Genomic DNA, 19,217 nt, shown 5'->3' on the forward strand with positions numbered 1-19,217 from the left:
TTGCTGGTTATGGTTAAATCACCATTGGGCAAACTGAATCGGTTGTTCTAATGGTTTTTGATTGAAGTAGGCTTGACCATTTTGCCAAGTTAACTGACCCGTACAAAACCACTGTACAACTTGAGGGTAAATGAAATGCTCAAGTTGGTGTACCCGTTGCGCTAAGCTTTCTACTGTGTCATTTAGACTGACTTGAATTGCAGATTGCGCAATGCTTTGACCAGCATCTAATTCTGCTGTTACAAAATGAACCGTACAACCATGCAAGCGATCTCCAGTATTTAACACACGTTGATGTGTATTAACACCTTTATAAAAAGGCAGCAGAGAAGGGTGGATATTTAACATCTTACCCTGCCATTTACTGACAAAGTTTGGGGTTAAAATCCGCATAAAACCTGCAAGTATGACTAAATCAATTTGCCATGCGATCAATTGTTGATGCATAGCTTCATCAAAGCTTTCTCTAGTTGGAAAGTCTTTATGTGAAATGACTGCGGTTGCAATATTGGCGTCTTTGGCACGTTGTAATGCATAAGCATCAGCTTTGTTGGATAAGACACCAATGATTTGCCCTGACAGATTTGCATCTATCAGGGCTTGTAGGTTGCTACCGTTGCCAGAGACAAGGACCGCAATTCTCATTATGCAAAGATCACACGAATTTTTTCGTCAGCGCCTTCAACAGATTCAGCATTTTCTTGGATATGACCAATCTTCCAAGCTTTTTCACCTTGTGCATTTAAGACTTCAATTGCTTTATCTGCTTCACTAGGATCAACCGCAATGACCATACCAACGCCACAGTTAAATGTGCGATACATTTCGAAGCGTTCTACATTGCCTTCTCGTTGTAGTAATTGGAATAACTCAGACCATTCCCAGCTTGATTCATCAATGACAGCTTGAGCGCCATTCGGAAGGACGCGAGGAAGGTTACCTGGTAAACCACCACCTGTGATATGTGCCATTGCATGCACGTCAACTTGTTTGCACAGTTCTAAAACAGGTTTTACATAAATGCGCGTTGGTTCCATTGCAACATCAGCGAGTGGGCGACCATCAACGATTTGAGTTAAATCTACATTCTTAACATCTAAGATTTTGCGTAGTAATGAATAACCATTTGAATGAGCACCACTTGATGCTACACCGATCAAAACATCACCGGCTTTGACTTTAGTGCCGTCAATGATCTTACTTTGTTCAACGACACCTACTGCGAAACCAGCAAGGTCGTAATCTTCACCTTCATACATACCCGGCATTTCAGCAGTTTCACCACCGACCAGTGCGCAACCAGCAAGCTCACAACCTTTACCGATACCCGTTACAACGTTTGCTGCAACATCTACATTCAAATGTCCAGTTGCATAGTAATCTAAGAAGAATAAAGGTTCTGCACCACAAACCAGTAAATCGTTTACACACATTGCGACAAGATCTTGTCCAATTGTGTCATGACGATTGAGATTGAGGGCTAAGCGTAATTTTGTACCTACGCCGTCAGTTCCTGAAACCAATACAGGCTCTTCATAACCTTTTGGAATTTTGCATAGTGCGCCAAAACCACCAAGACCGCCCATGACTTCAGGACGAGTGGTGCGTTTTGCGACAGATTTGATACGATCGACCAGTGCGTCGCCCGCTTCAATGTCGACGCCCGCATCTTTGTAGCTTAAACCAGTATTTGGGGTAGAAGTTGAGTTGCTCATAGTGAAGTCTCCGCATTGGCGGCAGATTATAACCTGAATATACGAAACTCTTATGTTATTTATGCTCGAAAATGCTATCTTTATTAAAAATTTTTTCCATTTATAACGATTACACGAACAAAGGTTAAATTTTATGCAAGATCTGGTACTCCGCCGTATCTTTATCCTCGCTGGGATCGCATTATTGCTTTGGGTGCTTTATCTACTCAAGCCAATTGTGATCCCGTTTGTTGGTGCGTTTTTGATTGCATATTTTTTTAGTCCACTGGTTGACGTCTTAGTGAAGATCAAGCTACCACGTTGGTTAGCGATTAGTGTGGTATTTATCGGTATTGGTGTGACACTAACCGTTGTTTTATGGTTCCTAGCTCCTCTTGTATGGAAACAATTGATTTATGCTCGGGATAGCATTCCAGCAGGTATTCATTGGGTAAATGCAACGTTTCTACCTTGGATGTCTGAAACTTTTGATTTGGTTCCAATGGAAATTGACACTGATCAAATCTCAAAAGTCGTGATGGAATATGTACAAACAAATTATAGCTCAGATAGCATTCAAACCTTTGCTCTACGTCTCGCACAATCAGGTTTAAACTTTATCCAAATTGGTGGGATTATTATTTTGATCCCGATTATTTCTTTCTATTTCCTTTTGGATTGGGAAAGAATGCTTCAAAGTTTACGTCGCTTGATTCCACGTCCATATGAAGCATCTACTTTAAAAATTATCCGCGAATGCCATAGTGTATTAGGTGCGTTTGTAAAAGGTCAGTTTTTAGTGATGCTATTATTAGGGGTGATCTATGCTGTAGGACTGCAACTTATTGGCTTAGAAGTGGGGCTTATTATAGGGATGGTTGCAGGTCTGGCAAGTATCATTCCATATCTTGGTTTTGCCGTTGGGATTATTGCTGCAGTTATAGCAACTTTATTTCAGTTTGGACTAGATTGGACACAACTGCTTTTGGTTGGAGCTGTTTTTCTTGTTGGGCAAATGGTGGAAGGCTATATTCTTCAACCTTTCCTACTCGGAGATAAAATTGGTTTGTCTCCAGTTGCGGTAGTATTTGCTGTTTTAGCTGGTGCGCAACTCGCAGGTTTTCTTGGAATGTTGATTGCATTGCCTGTCGCGGCTGTGATTGTTGTATTACTCAGACATGCTCGAGACAATTATGAAAAAAGCAGATTCTATGGACTTCCCCAAGAAATGGTTGTCGTTGAAAGTACGCCACAACATATCAGTGTTGAAACCGATCAAGTAGAGCTTGATCTTGAAATAAAAAACTCTCAAGATACAGAGACTTCTAATCTAAAAGATGACTCCAAGTAAGCGGGGAACAAATTAACTCTATGCGTCAATTACAACTGGATATTGAACCACAACTGGATGCCCGAATTAGTGATTTTTCGGGGCCGGGTTGGGGACCTGTAGTTGATGCAGTGAGACAACTACATACAGGGTTGGTTAGCCGTCTGTATATTTATGGTGGTGCTGGAACAGGAAAAAGCCATTTATTATCAGCGATTTGTGATTCATATCTAGAGCTGGGACGTCCAGCCATAAAGGTTTCTTTACTAGCTTTATTAGATGCACCAATTGAAGCGATTACTGCTTTAGAGTTTTATGATTTAGTGGCATTAGATGATATTGATGCAATTAGTGGAGTGCCTCATTGGCAAAAAGCAGTTTTCCATTTGATGAATAACCATGAGGGGCAATTAGTATTCTCATCTCGAGTAGCGCCGATTGAGTTGAAATTAGAGCTTCCTGATTTGCAATCAAGATTGACACAGGCTGTGAGCGTAAAAGCGCCAAATGGAAGCTCTTTTGTTGATCGGCAGGCATTACTACAATCTGTGATGACACGTCGAGGCATTCATTTTGATCAGCAAATTGTGGACTACTTATTGCACAATGGTCCTCATCAAGCTTCAATTCTTTTACAGACATTGGCTCAATTAGAAAAAATGCTAAAAGGTGAAAAAACCAAGCTATCTAACACCACATTGAAACAAATTTATGCATTGATTGATGAATATCGCCAATAGCATAAAATTTCTTGAGTAATTTCGAGAGCTGTGACAAAGTACGCACAAAGGATGTGGTTGCAAAATCGGATTTTTGCAATACCTAGAAAAATGAAAATAGAAGGAGAACGGTATGCTCAAGCGGACGCTTGCCTGTGCTTTATTTGCGATTACTGGACATGCATATTCAGCAGATATTCTTGTTACGACATTAGTGGATGAAGACAAAAATGATTCCGTTTGTTCATTACGTGAAGCTATATTCTTTTTAAATAATCGAACTGAAGATCAATATAAAAATGGCTACAACGGATGTGGTGATGAAAGTTCTAGCTCTACAATTATATTGAAGCGAGATCAAGAATATAAATTAAATAGTCAGTTAGAAATTAAAGCGCCAATGACCATAGCAACAGCTGCAAGTACGGACTTTAATAATCAGAAGATAGGTTTGAATAATGCGACTATTAGTATAACTGGGAAAAATCGGTTATTTGTGATCGATGATGGTAATGTTGAGAACGATTTAATTATTGTTAATTTGAAAGAGCTTAATTTAAAAGGTTCTGCTGAGCGTATTCCTAATAATGGTGGACTTATTCTAAATCGTGAAGATTTGAGGGTTGAATACTCTCGTTTCATCAATGGTGATGCGAATAAAGGCGGAGCAATATACAATGCAGGTCTTCTATCATCTCAGAAAACGGCTGGTAGAGTCAGAATTTTTAGTAGCATATTTCAACATAATAAAGCAGATCAGGGCGCTGTGATTTACAGTGAAATGCCTCGCTATTTGATTTCACACTCTGTGATTCGGGATAATGAAGGTTTATCTAATCCAGAGGGGGCGTTACTCTTCGTCCAAACGGGTTTAAGTGATCAAACGATTGGTACTGCTTTGCAAAATCGAGATGCGGGAATTACAAATAGTACGATTTTTCACAATAAAGGTGGTCATGTCGCTAATATTCGCGAAGGTATGATTTTAAATAATTTGACAGTAATCAAAAACGCAGCTGGACTGTATCTGCAGTCATTAAATCGAAAAGTAACAACAACGATTACTGAGGATGGAGAAACAAAAGAGGAAGTTAAAGAGTATCCGAGTTCTTATATCTCCAACAGTATTATTGTTGAAAATGGTAATAAAAACTGTACAACAACAACGAATGATACAACTGTGGTGCAGAGTAATTTAACAACAGTTGAATGCGATCATAATCCTACCGACCGTTTGCCTAATTTTATGATAGGAAATAACAAACTGATTGCTGGAAAGGATGATTTGGGAATCTGTGATGCACCACCTGCAGATGGTTTGTTATGCCCATACAATACACCTAAAGATCAGATGTTAGGTTTTTTCAAGCCACGTTTATTGGCTTCATATAATCGTTTGTCTGATTCACTTATTGTTAATAAAGGGCGTATTTATAGTGATGGAACGAACTTTAGTTTAGCAAATTGTGAAAGAACAGATCAGCGAGGCATAAGCCGTACTGGATATACTGAACTGTGTGATATGGGAGCGATAGAGCTGGTCGTTGATCGTAGTAATATTCCAATTGCTGGACAGGATATTTTTTTCAATGACATTGCAAAATTTAATATCTCTGAAAGTTTAGTCGATGGAGAGTTACTTGACCCCGCAACTTGTGAGAAAGTGTTAGGTAAGCGCTCAGATGGGCAAGCTTGGCAGTTTGGTTGTTTGGAAGTTATTCAGAATCAAACACCATCGAAGGGAACTCTAACTTTAGATCAAGACGGAAATGTTACTTATGTTCCGTATAGTAATTGGCATGGTGCAGATATATTTAAAATGCGGATTGTAACGACAACAACGCGCTTTAATGATATTTCGAATAATTACATTGAGATTCCAACAACGATTGTACAGGATCCTAAAAATAATTTTAAAAGTAAGACTGTAAATGTTGGTGGAGGAAGTATTGGGTTTGGCGCAATTATTATGTTATTCGGCTTAATAGGGTTACGTCGGTTTAAGTCATAATCAAGGATGATGAGATGAAAAATTATAAGAAAGCGTTATTAGCATCAATGGTATTGGCATCAATGTCTTTGATTGCTGATATGAGTGATGAGCCTATTAAGGTCACTACATTTGCGGATGAAGATGGTGAAAACTTAAAAGCTTGTTCACTTCGTGAAGCACTTGAAACCGCAAAACGGCGTACTTCTTATGGTGGGTGTGTGGTAACAGATACTCGTTCTAGTACGCAAAAAAATATTCAACTTGAAGCGGGTGTTTATACGTTAAAAAGTGAACTTCAACCACAAGTTGGTGTTTCAATTTTTGGTGCAGGTCCTGTAGATTGGGAAAATAAAAATGTTTTATTGAATGATGTGGTTAATCAATACCCAGCGCAAATTCCATTGCAAACAACAATACAAGCAGAAAACTCTCGTATTTTTAATACCACTGTCGGTAAACAGAAATTGGTTTTGAGTAACCTGATTCTAAGCGGTGGGTATACCTCTGGGTTGGGGGGGGCAATTTATGCAGGTGCTGACGTTTCTTTGCTAAGTAGCCAAATTTTGGACTCACGAGCAGAGCAGGCTGGTGGTGCAATTTATTTGGCTGGGAATAATAGTGGTTTGTCTATCTCTAAAAGTTTAATCCAAGGTAATCAAGCACCTGTTGGAAGTGTGCTTGCAATGCATGATAAAAATGATTTGGGCTACACGAAACGTAACATTACAATTAATTCAAGTAGCCTAATTGGAAATGGTTTAGCTAGTTCTAAGAGTATGTTTGAGTTTGTTGGGGAACCAACAGTTGTGCTGGAATCTAATACGATTGCTAAGAATATAGCGAACTCGTCAAATGGAAATCTTATCAAGTTTACAGGGGATGCAGAAGCAGGTACAACAACAGGTAATAGCTCTAGCGTATTAAGTACTTTGAGTCGTTTAACATTAGAGAATAATACCATTGTTCAGAATAATGCATTCACTACACTTTTATATGACAAAATCGGATTGAAGCGCATACGATTTAATGTGTTGGCATATAATGGTGGTGCAGGGACTTACGCGTGTCGTTATCTTTTGGGTGGGGCCAAAGAGCAGAAAGATTTTGCAATGCTTTTTGCTTATAATGCTATCGTGAGAGAAGAAACAACGGAAAATTTCTGTGATTTGCCCGATGAAGTTTTTGTCAATAACGAAAGCAATATTGATGTAAGCGGTAATCCAATCAGTACATACTTAAGTGAGTACATCCCTGCTTCTGTCCACACAGGATTTTTGCCCTTATATTATCCTATCGATAATAATAGATTTCAGCAGGATGAAGATAAAAAAATTAAGGATCTAATTAATACAGGGGTGACTGATTGCAGTACAATTGATCAGCGAGGGTTGTCTAGAATTACTGATGGTGCTTTGAACTTTGATCCAAATGCACGAAATACTTGTGATATTGGTTCTGTTGAGTTAATGCGTTTAACTGCTGGTGATATTTTTGATCTATCAAATAGTTCAATTAGCAAAATGATCGATAACTATCAAGGTAGTTACGACTTATTTGAAAATTTAGTTAAAAATCCAAATAATGCAGAATTCCTAACGTATTATAAATTCCGTTTAGAGCAATACAAAAAAGTTTTAGATGTGTTTGCTGATCCAGAAAAAAGCAAGAATGCATTAAAATATCGCGCGATTTATGTAGATTTACGCAATCAAAAACTACCTTTGCCTGAAGAGGTTCTTACATCTGATGGCAAAACACGTGCTTTACAATTTTTTAGTCCCGAGCACTATGATATTGAGGTTGAAGCATTAGGAAAAGGGCAGATTGATGGTGCGATTGCTGGTATTGAACCAGAAGAGAAACTTATCTGTAAGTGGAATGCTGATCTAGAACAGATTATGATTTATCGTACTGATGATGAAATAACTCAAGCTGGTGACAAGTACTATTGTAAATATACGATTACATCGAGAACTGATGAAAGAATTACCTCAACAGGATTATTGCAGGCTGCTTTTGTAAATATTGCACCTGTAGTTAAAGACACCTCAGTAACATTGAAGTATCAACAAAATGAAACTGCTACTTTAAACTTATTAAATTTTGCCAATGATGATGGTGATACTGGTCCTAATGGCTCAGGTCCTGAGTTAAAGCCAAATAAACCTGCTTTTTGGCATAATGAAGAAGGTATAGAGTTGCCAATCCGCTTATCCAATGTTTCTAGTAATTTGATTATTACTGCTGATCGAGTAGGGAATTGTCCAGCACCAGATGAACAAGAAAAATGTTATGGTGGTAATCTTTATATTAAAGAAGCAAATGCTTTTAACCAATTTAACTTTTCATTTAACTACCAAGTTTATGATAATGAACTTCCAACGCCTGCGATCTCAAATGTGGGTACAGTTAGAGTGATAAGCACGGCTAATACAACAGATAATAAACGTAATGCGAATAGCGGTGGAGGAAGTACAACACTTCTATCATTATTTGGTCTACTTGGCTTGTTAGCTTATCGCCGTTTTAGAAAGTAAGATCAATGTAAAAATAGCGCCATATGGCGCTATTTTTTAGTAAACAAAAGTTATTTAGTGTTCAGAATATTTAGTTAAATATTCTTCTCTAATATTTACTCGCTCTTCTAAACTTGCATTTTGCATGCGTTTACGTAAGGTGCTGCGTTCTTGCGTGCTCATTCTCTGCCATACATCACGCATTTTTTGTTTTTCATCATCGGGGAGTTGAGTAAACCACTCCATGCGTTGTTGCAGTTGAGAGCTTTGATCGTTAGGAATCTCTTTAAGCGTTTGATATCGCTTTATAAGCGCACGTTGCTCTTCTGGGGATAAATCATCCCATGCTTCTTCTGTCGTTGTTTTAACTGGCTTGGAAAATGGCCAAAAGCGATCTGAGCCAGCAAAACTCGTCTGTAATAAGCCGACTGTACATACAACAAGTGCTAATCTTTTAGCTGCCATGTCGAACCTTATCCTCGCCCAAGACCATTAACATTTCCATATCTTCAACCATTTGAGGGGATAGTTTTGGATTAATCACAACTTGGTTTTGTGGTTTATCTGTCAATTGTAAAGAGTTTGGTAAAATCACAATACCTGTAATTGCAGCAGCTAAGGCAAAACCAGACATTTTCCAAATGCTGTAATAAGACGTTGGTTTCTTTTGGACACTATCCAAAACATGATTCATCACCATGAGCTTATTGTGCTGCTGTTCTTTTGCAAGTTGATCAAGTTTGGAAGTCACTTGTTTAGTGAACTCATCTTTATTCATTTGATGATCCTCCCGTATGTGGATTTAAATGCGCGAGAGCAACTCGGAGCCCCTGAATTGCACGGTGATAGTGTGTTTTTACACTACCTTCACTACAGTCCATAATTTGAGCAGTGGTCATCGTGTCGAAACCCTCCCAAGCTCTCAGCATAAATGCTTGTTGTTGGCGAACTGGTAACTGATGAATGGCTTCTTGAATTTCATCCATTGTGACTTCTTGATCAAGAAACTCAAATGGATTCGGTGTAGATTCATCAATGATATCAGTAATTTCTTCATCATCATCTAAATTAATTTTTTTAAATAAAGAAAATGGATTTGCGCGGCGTGCTTCCTTACGTCTCCAATCTTGTAGTTTATTATTAAGGATTGTATAGAACAGAGGGTACCATTCTTCAGTACTTTTATCTGCATATGATTTATGCAAAGAAATAAATGCTTCTTGCACTAAATCCATTGCGATCCCTTGTTGCCCTTGTGTAGCACTTTCCATCATTACAAGCGCACGACCAGTCACATCTTGCATAAAAAAACGAAGACGTTGTTCAACAGTACTGGTATCAGTACTGTTGCCAGTTTGAGCCTGTTTCGGTGCTAAATCCATAGAGATGGAAAATCCTGTCATGGAAACCCACCATTATTATCAATTCATTAATCATATAACGTTGAAAATGGTGGATGCGTTGACAACTTAAGCAATTATTTTTTGTAGTGTAATAGATTTTTCCAACAAAAAAATCGGCTTTAATGTAATTTAACGTTTTATAGACGTTGACGGACCATCTCAAAAAAGCAGATTGAACCTGCGATTGCAACGTTTAAAGATTCTTGTCCCCCCGGTTGAGGAATTGTTACAGCTTGAGCATGTTCAAGTGCATACTCACTTGCACCTTGACCTTCATTCCCTAAAATCCATACGCATGGTTGGGTCAAATCTTTGGAATATAGGCTTGTAGATCTATGTGAGCTGGTGACAAAAACAGGGATCTGAAATTTTGGAAGAATTTCATTGAGCTGAAAGTTTTCAAAACAATTCAAACTAAAATGAGCACCCATGCCAGCTCTTAGCACTCTTGGAGACCAAAGTGTTGCAGAGCCTTGCGTACAAATGATTTGTTTGATATTGGCAGCGGCTGCTGAACGTAATAATGTCCCCACATTTCCAGGGTCTTGGATATTTTCCAAAATTAAGGTATCAACACCAAAGTCAATTGTTGATGCTGTTTTAGGTAGATCAATAATGGCTAAGCAGGGAAGCGTCGTGCCTAGAGTGCTTAGATCTTTATAGAGTACTTCGCTAATCACGAAAACATGACCTTGATGTAGCTCCATCACTTTTTGTAGATCTGTATGTGCAAGCGCTTGTTCAGTTGTAAATAAAGAAAATATTTTTTTCTGTTGTTGCAACCATGCAATGCAAAGGTGACTACCTTCTAAAACGGTTTGTTGGTGTTTTTTTCGAGCACTATTGAGTTCAATTAAGCCACGCAAATGTTTAATTTTTGCATTGTCTTTTGATTCTAAAAAGATAACCGCCATAAGAAGAACATCCGAAAGGGCATCAATATAATGATGCCCAAAGTAATTAAGTTATGAATGATAGCTCGTTACACGTTGAACTTCATTTTTAGAACCAATAATAACAGGTACACGCTGATGAAGCTCAGTTGGCTGGATTTCCATAATACGAACTCGACCTGTTGTAGAAGCACCGCCTGCTTGCTCAATTAACATGCTCATAGGGTTGGCTTCATACATAAGACGTAAACGTCCTGCTTTTTTCGGATCTTTCAAATCATATGGATAAAGGAAAATCCCACCACGACATAAGATACGATGAATATCACCTACCATACATGCAACCCAGCGCATATTGAAATCTTTTTCACGTACTGATGTTTTTCCTGCTAATAGCTCATCGATATAACGCTTTACAGGATTTTCCCAATGACGTTGATTTGATGCATTGATTGCAAATTCTTGAGTATCCGCTGACACTTGTACATTTTCAGTGGTCAATAAAAATGTCTGTGAGTTTGGATCTAAAGTAAAGAACACCACGCCTGCACCGACTGTAAGCGCCAACATGGTTGATGGACCATAAAGCACATAGCCTGCAGCGACTTGCTCGATACCAGCTTGCATAAAGTCGGCAGACTGAGTTACTGCATTTTTTGCGGGCAAGATCGAGAAGATCGTACCAACACACATATTAATATCGATGTTACTAGAGCCATCTAGTGGATCAAATAACACTAAATATTTTCCATTTTCTTGAGCAGGGGTAAAATCGTCCAACTCTTCAGATGCTAATCCACCGACTTGAGGGTGTACTTTTAACGCATCGATTAAATAATCGTTAGAAATTACATCTAATTTCTTTTGAGTCTCACCTTGAACATTTTCATTGCCTGCACTTCCTAGAATTCCAGCTAAAGCGCCTTTTTGTAATGCTTGATCAATAGTCTTGCAGGTTTCAGCAATTGTTGCGATGACTTGAGCCAATTCTGGAGTCAAATTCCCATTTTGTTGTTCTAAATATTGAGACAAAGTTAGGTTTGACATTTTTAATAGCTCCAATTTAGCTGTGTCAGAAATGGATAAAAAAGAATGCGCCTATTCTAGATGAGATCGCTATAAAATAAAAATTATCTTACTTTATTTATGTTGCTTTTATGATTACAAGTATGGCATTACATGCTATGTTGATTGGATATTAAACAGGACGTTGGAGATCGAAAATGTCAACTAAGACTTTTGAGGCAACACCTACTGCAGGTGAGCCAATTAATTTAGATGAAATTTCTAAAGAATGTGTCAAGGATGCTTGGAAAGAGTATGAGGCAAAGCCTGAATATAAAAAGTTTAATAAGCATGACTTGATAGAATCAATGCAACCTAACGATGATGATACCTCATCTCAAACATAAAAAATGCTCACATGATGTGAGCATTTTTTATTAAGCTTATTTATCTTAATAAAGGTGGCACAGCTTCGTAGTTGATCTCAACACGACGGTTTTCTTTCCAAGCTGCTTCGTTGTGACCTGGGTTTACAGGAGCTTCTTTACCATAGCTAACTGCTTCAAGCTGCTGAGGATTTACACCGTTTGTTACTAAGAAGCTTTCAACTGCTTTTGCACGACGCTCACCTAATGCCATGTTGTATTCACGGGTACCGCGTTCATCGGTATGTCCAGTCAAAGCTACACGTGAATTTGCATTTGCAACTAAGAACTGCGCATGTGCTTGTAATGTTTGGTAGTCTTCGTTAGATAACTCACTGCTGTCATAGTCAAAATGAACAACGCGTTTCGCCAAGAATGCTTTATTTGCAGCAGTCACCCCTTTTGCAGATGCACCAGCTAAGTTTTGTGCATTTAAGGCTGCATCTTCGCTCAAACCTTCAGTACTTACTGTCGTACCTGTTGGTGTATTTCCTGCAGTAATGTCTGTTGCTGGTTTACGGCTTGCACAACCAGTAAATACTAGCGTTGCAGCAATGAGTGGAAGGCTAAGATATTTCATATTCATGTGATTCTCCAATCAAGTAAATTTATTTTGGTGCCCAAGCAGGTTCACGAACTTCACCTTGCTCGCTTGGTAAATTCATACGGAAACGACCATCAGTAGACATGATTGAAAGCAAGCCACGATTACCTTCGCGTGTTGCATAAACAACCATTTGACCATTTGGTGAGAAGCTTGGTGATTCATCTAAGCTGGTTGGGGTTAAGATATTTGTAATCCCTGTATTAATATCTTGGAGTGCAACTTTATAACTGCTTCCACTTGGGCGATGTACTAGAGCGAGTCTTTTTCCGTCCGCACTCAAGGTCCCACGTGCATTGAAAGCACCGCGGAAGGTGAGTCGTCGTACTGATTTATCTGCAAAGGTATAGCGATAAATTTGTGGAGAACCACCGCGATCTGACGTGAAAATAAATGATTTACCATCTGGTGAATAACGTGCTTCAGTATCAATCGCAGTATCATTGGTCATGCGCTGTACTTGACGTGTATTCAAATTCATTTGGTAAATTTCAGGATTACCATGCATCGATGCTGTAAATAACATCGATTGACCATCAGGTGAGAAGCTCGGCGCACCATTTAAGCCTCTAAAGCTTGCAAGTACTTCACGTTGACCAGTCGCTAGATCTTGTAAATAAATGGCTGGACGCTTGGTTTCAAACGAAACGTAAGCAATTTTCTTCGCATCAGGCGTCCAAGTTGGGGAGAGGATAGGATCACGTGATGAAAGTACGGTTTTCGGTTGTTCACCATCGGTGTCCGCAATTTGTAAGGTATAACGCTGTGCGGGATTTGCTTGATTACGGAGTACATAAGCAATACGACCACTAAAGTCACCGGGGATGCCTGTCAGAGCTTGATAGATAGCATCACTGATCATATGCCCAGCTTGACGTACACGACCAGCAGGGACAGTCAAAACCTCATTGAGTAAGTATTGTTGTTTTTGTACATCGTAAAGCTGATAGTGAATTTCAAAAGTATTGGCATTTATAGCCTTACTTTGACCAACCACAACATATGGAACACCCGCATTTTGCCAATCACTTGCCTGAATCTGATTCATACTGGCAGTTGCAGGTAAATTCTGTGACGCACTGGTAAAACGACCAGAGCGATTCAGATCGCTCTCGACAATTGGATAGATCGCATTGTCATTTGTAAATGGAACAATAGCGATTTTTGGCGCTTTTTCGGGTGCTTTTGCAATCTCCAATTGAAGCTGCGCAAAAGTTGTCATCGGAATAGTGGTACTAATTGCAGTAAAAACGGCAATTGCGATGAGATGCTTACGAGTCTTTTCCATAGTTACAATTACTTGCTCTCGTTTTTTTGTGGCTGTTGATTATTTAACATAGTTACATGCTTTGTGCTATTACAAGCATGTAACGTTAACCATTTATTACTATTTTGCTGTGAAATTTGAAGTAAAGCTTCGAGCTTCACGTCTTGCATCTGGATCTTCTGGCATCGGATAAGGAGCTGCTGCTCGTATCGCTGCTTCAACACTAGCTTTAACATCAGGATCACTTGCTGTTACAACAACAGATAAGACCGCACCACTATCACTTAATGTTACACGGGCACTAGCTCTTTGACCTGATGAGCCTAATGGCATATTCCAAGCACGGTAAATTTTCTGTTCGAAATCACGTTTAGCTGTTGAAGCAATACGTCTAGATTCAGCTTTTTTCTGGGCTGCCTCTTGTTCCGCCTGTTTTGCGGCAGCAGCTTTAGCATCCGCCTCGGCTTTTGCTTTGGCATCTGCTTCGGCTTTGCGTTTAGCATCCGCCTCGGCTTTTGCTTTGGCATCTGCCTCGGCTTTGCGTTTAGCATCTGCTTCGGCTTTTGCTTTAGCATCCGCTTCGGCTTTGCGCTTAGCATCTGCCTCGGCTTTTGCTTTAGCATCCGCTTCGGCTTTGCGCTTAGCATCTGCCTCGGCTTTTGCTTTGGCATCTGCTTCGGCTTTGCGCTTAGCATCTGCTTCGGCTTTGCGCTTAGCATCTGCTTCGGCTTTTGCTTTGGCATCTGCTTCAGCTCTACGTTTAGCATCTGCGGCAGCTTTTGCTTTGGCATCTGCTTCGGCTTTGCGCTTAGCATCTGCCTCGGCTTTGCGTTTAGCATCTGCTTCGGCTTTTGCTTTGGCATCTGCTTCGGCTTTTGCTTTGGCATCTGCTCTACGTTTAGCATCTGCGGCAGCTTTTGCTTTGGCATCTGCTTCGGCTTTTGCTTTAGCATCCGCTTCGGCTTTTGCATCCGCTTCGGCTTTGCGCTTAGCATCTGCCTCAGCTTTGCGTTTAGCATCTGCTTCCGCTTGACGTTGTTGAGCAGCTAGTTTGTCTTGTTGGATTTGTTCTGCCTTCTGTTTTTCAGCTGCAAGCTGTTGTTCAGTCGGCTGTGATGGCGTTGCTGGTAAATTTTGTGGCAACGTCTTATCTAAAATAGGGCTTTGAATCTCTTCGGCTTGATTTTCAGCTGTGGTTTCATAATCGATTGTTTGAGGTAAGTCATCTGGATTGACCAAAATCGTTTTTACTTTTTTTGGTTGCTCAAGAGGTTTGCTCATACCTAAGTACAACAAGCCAACAATAGCCACAGCATGAATACCTAGCGTAAAAGCTAGTGCGATCGCATTTTGTTTTTCTTTAAAAGGCGGCTTTTGGAATTTTTTCATAGTTTATTCTAACGGCTTAGTCAGCAGACCGACTTCAGTTAGACCCGCATTTTGTAAACTTGCCATTAGAGCAATCACATCACCATAAGGACGTGATTGATCACCATTTACCAAAACGGTCAGCGTTTTATTTTCTTGCTCGGCTTGGGTTTGAGCATCATTTAGAATACTTTCTAACTCTTGAAATGACAGAACCTGATTTTTATCATGCTCTTTATATTCTAAATAAATATTGCCATTGCTACCGAGAGTAACGATTGGTGGTCGCTCTTTTGACTCAATTGGATTGTTATTGGCTTGTGGCAAATCAACCTTGATTCCACTGGTAATCATCGGTGCAGTCACCATAAAAATGACTAACAGCACAAGCATGACGTCAATATAAGGAACGACATTCATATCGCTTTTGAGCGGCTTTTTGATGCGTTCAAAACGCCCTGATCGTTGAATCGCCATTATGCATCTTCCTGAGCCGTTCCAATCGATTGACGTTGTAACAGCGCCACCATTTCTTCCGCAAAAAGAGCACGATCTGAATAGATAGCTTCACCTTTCGCTGTAAAATGGTTAAATGCAAGTACTGCTGGAATCGCAGCAAATAGACCAATTGCAGTTGCAATTAATGCTTCTGCGATTCCTGGGGCAACAGTGGCCAAAGTCACTTGATCAACTGCAGCAAGACCAATAAAGGCATTCATGATGCCCCAAACGGTACCGAATAAACCAATGTATGGAGCGACAGAACCAATGCTTGCTAATATGCCTAGGTTTTGCTCTAAGCCGCCTTGTTCACGGCTTAAACCAACGCGCAACATACGTTCAGTACCTTCAATGGTTTGAGCTGTGTCAGCTTTGCGTTTTTTAAGTTTAAAGAACTCAGATAAACCTTGATAAAAAACATCTTCTAAACCGTTACGTTTAGAGTTCAATTGGGCATTGTTATATAGGGTATTTAGCTCAGCACCAGACCAGAACATTTTTTGAAAATGCTCATCATCTTGCCCCGTTTTTTTAAAGCTCATATGCAATTTAGCAATCACATACCAACTATAGATTGAGGCAAGTAATAAGATCAGCATGACCAGTTGTACAACAGGGCTTGCTTGTAAAATAAGGTCAGAAATGTGCATTGAAGATTCTAAATTAGTTGCCATAAGTCACTGTGCCAAAAGTTTATTTTTCGTCCTGTGCTAATTCTTTTTGAATCAGATCACGAATTTCTTGAGGAAGGCGTCGAGGCATCAATTCTTTGTTTAGACATGCCAACACAACCTCACCAGAAGCCAGCAAGATTTCACCACGATATATATTCTGTTGCAATACAAAAGATGCAGCTTTACACGAAATAACACGCGCTGTAACGGTAATCAAATCATCCATTAATATAGGGCGTACATATTTGACTTGAATTTGGTGTACGACGAAGTTGTAGTCCTGTTGATGCCAGTAGTGATCTACGCCGGCTGCACGCAACCATTCGGTACGCGCTCGTTCCATGAAGCGAATATGATTGGCATGGTAGACGATACCGCCTGCATCTGTATCTTCAATATATACACGGATATTAAATTCAAAATGATTTGCCATGATAAAAATCCATTCTTGATACAAGGTGTTGAATAGTGTCGCAGTTTAGCATATTGATTTTTGGGGCAAATGGCACAACAGATCAAGCAAGCTATTCGTTTGAGTTTTTATCTAAGATTAAAGTCTGCGTTGCATAATCTTCTAAATGTTCAGCAAAATAGCCTGCAACAATCAAGGTTTTTAGAGGATCATCTTTTACTTTATTGTATTGAACGTAATCTTTTACACTGTCGTATAGCATACATAAACCTAAAAAACCAACTGCAAAAATGATAAATACCAACCATTCAGGGGCTTGGTTAAATAAGTAAAGTGAAATGCCGAGCATACAGCAACTGATCAATAAAATTGCCAAGTTTTTAAAACTCAGTATCGGTTTGCGCGGTGGGCGATGCTCCTCGACCATCTGCTTTAGATCGTCTTGAAAGCATAATGAAATAAAGATTGCAGCATGCGTAAGGTCAAAGGAAAGCGATCTGAGTGACCAATCCAAATGTGTGGTGCTGTTGAATTGTTCAAGCTGCTCACTAGAAAGGGAAACAGCTTGTTGTTTTGAATCGATTAGTTGGCAAGAAAGTGACAATGCAGAATGAGCTTTGAGAAGTGCATCTAAAAAATGTCTTTGCTCTTGGCAGTATTCCGAGAATTTGACATGTCGAGGTAACACTTCGGTAGGTGGTAAATCAGAAATAACATCTTGATAAGATGCTTTAATTTTTTCTATAAGTTGTAACTCATCAGCAGTTGAATTCATTATTTATCCAATTATGATTCAGGCGGTGTCATACCAAATTGTAAATAAGCCATATTGGTTGCAATACGACCACGTGCAGTTCGCATCACATAGCCTTGCTGAATCAAATAAGGTTCAATCACATCCTCCAGTGTTCCACTGTCTTCAGCCATTGCCGCTGCCAAAGCTTCAACACCAGTTGGTCGTCCTTCAAAACGTTCTAAAAGCATAGACAAATAACGGCGGTCTAGTGTATCTAAACCATCCTTATCGACATTTAACATATCTAAGGCACGTTGAGCCATGTCTTGAGTAATTTCACCAGTCCCTTTGACTTGAGCATAGTCACGAACTCGACGTAACAGGCGGTTGGCAATACGAGGTGTACCACGTGAGCGACGTGCAATTTCCATTGAGCCATCATGCGTGATTGGCACATCCATGAGGTTTGCAGAACGAGTAACAATATGAGTTAAGTCTTCGACAGAGTAAAACTCAAGACGCTGTACAATACCGAAACGATCGCGTAGAGGAGAGGTCAGTAAGCCAGCGCGTGTGGTTGCAGCTACGAGTGTAAATGGTGGTAAATCAAGCTTAATTGAACGGGCAGCAGGGCCTTCACCAATCATAATATCGAGTTGGTAATCTTCCATTGCTGGATAGAGAATTTCTTCAATCACGGGTGAAAGACGATGAATTTCGTCAATAAACAGAACATCACCTTCTTCAAGATTGGTCAGCATTGCTGCTAAGTCACCAGCGCGTTCCAGTACTGGGCCAGAGGTTGACTTTAAATTGCCACCCATTTCTCGCGCGATAATGTTTGCCAGTGTGGTTTTACCCAAACCTGGTGGACCAAAAATCAGGGTATGGTCTAAGGCCTCACCACGACCGCGAGCTGCGCCGATGAAGATTTCCATTTGCTCACGGACTACAGGTTGACCAATATAGTCAGCCAATGACGTAGGGCGAATGGCGCGATCAAAATGATCTTCTGGTTTTTCTGTTCCGCTAATAAGACGATCTTGCATATATCAATTACTTCATCATGGATTTAAGCGCAGCACGAATAATATCGGCAGACTCAGTATAGTCTGCTTTCACAGCAGCAACAGCTTTTTGTGCTTCAGCAGGTTTATAACCCAACGATTGTAATGCGGCTTCGGCTTCGGCAACAGGTGAGTTTGCCATAAATTGAATTTGAGCAGCTGCAGTATTTGTTGTGCCGCCAGTTGAATTTGCCAAAGCTTTAAAACGATCACGTAATTCAATCATTAAACGCTCGGCAGTTTTTTTACCGACACCAGGAACTTTAATCAGTGTATTAATATCATCGTGTTCAATCGTATGGATGAGTAGTTCTACACTTAATGTTGAGAGAATTCCTAATGCCATTTTTGGTCCAACACCATTGACTTTAAGCAATGTGCGGAAAATAGTTTTCTCTTGCGAATCAATAAAACCATAAAGTTGCTGAGCATCTTCCCGAACAACTAAATGCGTCCATAGTGTGACTTTCTGTCCTTTTTGTAATTGGCAAAATGTTGAAAGTGGGGTGTCGATTTCATAGCCAACGCCATTCACGTTGAGTAATACGGTTGGGGCTTCCAGGGCAAACACTTCGCCAATTAAACATCCGATCATGAGTAAAATTTCACT

General features: G+C 39.8%; 21 protein-coding genes. 5 read left to right on the forward strand and 16 right to left on the reverse strand.

The window, feature by feature from the left end; genetic code table 11:
• Window positions 1–18 precede the first annotated feature (18 nt).
• Window positions 19–648, reverse strand: coding sequence for a phosphoribosylglycinamide formyltransferase (gene purN, locus AAC851_RS13875; RefSeq protein ID WP_340601049.1), 630 nt, complete (start codon window positions 646–648; stop codon window positions 19–21).
• Window positions 645–1,715 (reverse strand): phosphoribosylformylglycinamidine cyclo-ligase, encoded by a 1,071-nt coding sequence (gene purM, locus AAC851_RS13880; protein ID WP_005089611.1) that lies wholly within the window; start codon window positions 1,713–1,715, stop codon window positions 645–647. The genes purN and purM overlap by 4 nt, the downstream gene beginning before the upstream one ends.
• A gap of 133 nt (window positions 1,716–1,848) precedes the next feature.
• Here purM and cxpE point away from each other — a divergent pair, with 133 nt between their 5' ends.
• The 4 genes from cxpE to AAC851_RS13900 all read left to right on the forward strand — a co-directional run bounded on the left by cxpE (window position 1,849) and on the right by AAC851_RS13900 (window position 8,273).
• Window positions 1,849–3,045 (forward strand): chloramphenicol efflux transporter CxpE, encoded by a 1,197-nt coding sequence (gene cxpE, locus AAC851_RS13885; RefSeq protein WP_005089613.1) that lies wholly within the window; start codon window positions 1,849–1,851, stop codon window positions 3,043–3,045.
• 20 nt (window positions 3,046–3,065) lie between these two features.
• Window positions 3,066–3,764: a DnaA ATPase domain-containing protein gene (locus AAC851_RS13890; RefSeq protein ID WP_004640121.1), complete on the forward strand. Its 699-nt coding sequence runs from the start codon at window positions 3,066–3,068 to the stop codon at window positions 3,762–3,764.
• A 112-nt stretch (window positions 3,765–3,876) separates the two neighbouring features.
• Window positions 3,877–5,754, forward strand: coding sequence for a rhombotarget A (gene rbtA, locus AAC851_RS13895; protein ID WP_340600978.1), 1,878 nt, complete (start codon window positions 3,877–3,879; stop codon window positions 5,752–5,754).
• A gap of 14 nt (window positions 5,755–5,768) precedes the next feature.
• Complete coding sequence (locus tag AAC851_RS13900) at window positions 5,769–8,273, forward strand: CSLREA domain-containing protein (protein ID WP_340600979.1); 2,505 nt, start codon at window positions 5,769–5,771, stop codon at window positions 8,271–8,273.
• Between the two features lie 54 nt (window positions 8,274–8,327).
• Here AAC851_RS13900 and AAC851_RS13905 read toward each other — a convergent pair whose 3' ends face one another.
• From AAC851_RS13905 to AAC851_RS13925, 5 genes are all read right to left on the reverse strand, one after another.
• Window positions 8,328–8,717, reverse strand: coding sequence for a DUF3106 domain-containing protein (locus AAC851_RS13905; RefSeq protein WP_004640116.1), 390 nt, complete (start codon window positions 8,715–8,717; stop codon window positions 8,328–8,330).
• The gene (locus AAC851_RS13910) at window positions 8,707–9,030 is read right to left on the reverse strand and encodes a hypothetical protein (RefSeq protein WP_004640114.1); all 324 of its coding nucleotides are present in this window, start codon (window positions 9,028–9,030) and stop codon (window positions 8,707–8,709) included. The genes AAC851_RS13905 and AAC851_RS13910 overlap by 11 nt, the downstream gene beginning before the upstream one ends.
• Window positions 9,023–9,634 carry an RNA polymerase sigma factor gene (locus AAC851_RS13915; protein WP_005084495.1) on the reverse strand — a complete coding sequence of 204 codons (612 nt, stop codon included), beginning with the start codon at window positions 9,632–9,634 and terminating at the stop codon, window positions 9,023–9,025. Before AAC851_RS13915 ends, AAC851_RS13910 begins: the two co-directional genes overlap by 8 nt.
• A gap of 158 nt (window positions 9,635–9,792) precedes the next feature.
• A complete protein-coding gene (locus AAC851_RS13920) occupies window positions 9,793–10,569 on the reverse strand; it encodes a TrmH family RNA methyltransferase (RefSeq protein WP_004640110.1) in 777 nt (258 codons plus the stop codon).
• Window positions 10,570–10,620: 51 nt separating this feature from the next.
• The gene (locus tag AAC851_RS13925; protein WP_005084499.1) at window positions 10,621–11,595 is read right to left on the reverse strand and encodes a class 1 fructose-bisphosphatase; all 975 of its coding nucleotides are present in this window, start codon (window positions 11,593–11,595) and stop codon (window positions 10,621–10,623) included.
• A 176-nt stretch (window positions 11,596–11,771) separates the two neighbouring features.
• On the opposite strand from AAC851_RS13925, the gene AAC851_RS13930 reads away from it, so the two are divergent.
• Complete coding sequence (locus tag AAC851_RS13930) at window positions 11,772–11,960, forward strand: NF038105 family protein (protein WP_004640107.1); 189 nt, start codon at window positions 11,772–11,774, stop codon at window positions 11,958–11,960.
• Window positions 11,961–12,000: 40 nt separating this feature from the next.
• On the opposite strand, the gene pal is transcribed toward AAC851_RS13930, so the two are convergent.
• The 9 genes from pal to ruvA form a co-directional block, all read right to left on the reverse strand.
• Window positions 12,001–12,564, reverse strand: a complete 564-nt coding sequence (gene pal / locus AAC851_RS13935) for a peptidoglycan-associated lipoprotein Pal (RefSeq protein WP_004641816.1) — start codon at window positions 12,562–12,564, stop codon at window positions 12,001–12,003.
• Between the two features lie 22 nt (window positions 12,565–12,586).
• Complete coding sequence (gene tolB / locus AAC851_RS13940) at window positions 12,587–13,870, reverse strand: Tol-Pal system beta propeller repeat protein TolB (protein ID WP_004641814.1); 1,284 nt, start codon at window positions 13,868–13,870, stop codon at window positions 12,587–12,589.
• Window positions 13,871–13,969: 99 nt separating this feature from the next.
• Complete coding sequence (gene tolA / locus AAC851_RS13945; protein ID WP_340600980.1) at window positions 13,970–15,238, reverse strand: cell envelope integrity protein TolA; 1,269 nt, start codon at window positions 15,236–15,238, stop codon at window positions 13,970–13,972.
• A 3-nt stretch (window positions 15,239–15,241) separates the two neighbouring features.
• Window positions 15,242–15,694, reverse strand: coding sequence for a protein TolR (tolR, locus tag AAC851_RS13950; RefSeq protein WP_004640103.1), 453 nt, complete (start codon window positions 15,692–15,694; stop codon window positions 15,242–15,244).
• Entirely contained in the window at window positions 15,694–16,392 is a 699-nt protein-coding gene (tolQ, locus tag AAC851_RS13955; RefSeq protein WP_075315144.1) for a protein TolQ, read from the reverse strand. The genes tolR and tolQ overlap by 1 nt, the downstream gene beginning before the upstream one ends.
• 19 nt (window positions 16,393–16,411) lie before the next feature.
• Entirely contained in the window at window positions 16,412–16,825 is a 414-nt protein-coding gene (ybgC, locus tag AAC851_RS13960; protein ID WP_004640100.1) for a tol-pal system-associated acyl-CoA thioesterase, read from the reverse strand.
• 91 nt (window positions 16,826–16,916) lie between these two features.
• Window positions 16,917–17,579: a hypothetical protein gene (locus tag AAC851_RS13965; protein ID WP_125501042.1), complete on the reverse strand. Its 663-nt coding sequence runs from the start codon at window positions 17,577–17,579 to the stop codon at window positions 16,917–16,919.
• 11 nt (window positions 17,580–17,590) lie between these two features.
• Window positions 17,591–18,589, reverse strand: a complete 999-nt coding sequence (ruvB, locus tag AAC851_RS13970; RefSeq protein WP_005084513.1) for a Holliday junction branch migration DNA helicase RuvB — start codon at window positions 18,587–18,589, stop codon at window positions 17,591–17,593.
• Between the two features lie 7 nt (window positions 18,590–18,596).
• A complete protein-coding gene (ruvA, locus tag AAC851_RS13975) occupies window positions 18,597–19,202 on the reverse strand; it encodes a Holliday junction branch migration protein RuvA (protein ID WP_340600981.1) in 606 nt (201 codons plus the stop codon).
• Window positions 19,203–19,217 lie beyond the last annotated feature (15 nt).

It is taken from the genome of Acinetobacter sp. HZNU-JH01 (genome assembly GCF_037996845.1).
Taxonomy (GTDB): domain Bacteria; phylum Pseudomonadota; class Gammaproteobacteria; order Pseudomonadales; family Moraxellaceae; genus Acinetobacter; species Acinetobacter haemolyticus.

Coding starts and splice junctions, on each gene's coding strand:
- ruvB (WP_005084513.1), bottom strand. CDS start 18,589: ATGCAAGATCGTCTTATTAGCGGAACAGAAAAACCAGAAGATCATTTT.
- AAC851_RS13965 (WP_125501042.1), bottom strand. CDS start 17,579: ATGAATTCAACTGCTGATGAGTTACAACTTATAGAAAAAATTAAAGCA.
- AAC851_RS13915 (WP_005084495.1), bottom strand. CDS start 9,634: ATGGATTTAGCACCGAAACAGGCTCAAACTGGCAACAGTACTGATACC.
- AAC851_RS13905 (WP_004640116.1), bottom strand. CDS start 8,717: ATGGCAGCTAAAAGATTAGCACTTGTTGTATGTACAGTCGGCTTATTA.
- rbtA (WP_340600978.1), top strand. CDS start 3,877: ATGCTCAAGCGGACGCTTGCCTGTGCTTTATTTGCGATTACTGGACAT.
- tolB (WP_004641814.1), bottom strand. CDS start 13,870: ATGGAAAAGACTCGTAAGCATCTCATCGCAATTGCCGTTTTTACTGCA.
- tolQ (WP_075315144.1), bottom strand. CDS start 16,392: ATGGCAACTAATTTAGAATCTTCAATGCACATTTCTGACCTTATTTTA.
- AAC851_RS13910 (WP_004640114.1), bottom strand. CDS start 9,030: ATGAATAAAGATGAGTTCACTAAACAAGTGACTTCCAAACTTGATCAA.
- AAC851_RS13890 (WP_004640121.1), top strand. CDS start 3,066: ATGCGTCAATTACAACTGGATATTGAACCACAACTGGATGCCCGAATT.
- AAC851_RS13925 (WP_005084499.1), bottom strand. CDS start 11,595: ATGTCAAACCTAACTTTGTCTCAATATTTAGAACAACAAAATGGGAAT.
- tolA (WP_340600980.1), bottom strand. CDS start 15,238: ATGAAAAAATTCCAAAAGCCGCCTTTTAAAGAAAAACAAAATGCGATC.
- AAC851_RS13900 (WP_340600979.1), top strand. CDS start 5,769: ATGAAAAATTATAAGAAAGCGTTATTAGCATCAATGGTATTGGCATCA.
- ruvA (WP_340600981.1), bottom strand. CDS start 19,202: ATGATCGGATGTTTAATTGGCGAAGTGTTTGCCCTGGAAGCCCCAACC.
- ybgC (WP_004640100.1), bottom strand. CDS start 16,825: ATGGCAAATCATTTTGAATTTAATATCCGTGTATATATTGAAGATACA.
- purM (WP_005089611.1), bottom strand. CDS start 1,715: ATGAGCAACTCAACTTCTACCCCAAATACTGGTTTAAGCTACAAAGAT.
- cxpE (WP_005089613.1), top strand. CDS start 1,849: ATGCAAGATCTGGTACTCCGCCGTATCTTTATCCTCGCTGGGATCGCA.
- tolR (WP_004640103.1), bottom strand. CDS start 15,694: ATGGCGATTCAACGATCAGGGCGTTTTGAACGCATCAAAAAGCCGCTC.
- pal (WP_004641816.1), bottom strand. CDS start 12,564: ATGAATATGAAATATCTTAGCCTTCCACTCATTGCTGCAACGCTAGTA.
- AAC851_RS13930 (WP_004640107.1), top strand. CDS start 11,772: ATGTCAACTAAGACTTTTGAGGCAACACCTACTGCAGGTGAGCCAATT.
- AAC851_RS13920 (WP_004640110.1), bottom strand. CDS start 10,569: ATGGCGGTTATCTTTTTAGAATCAAAAGACAATGCAAAAATTAAACAT.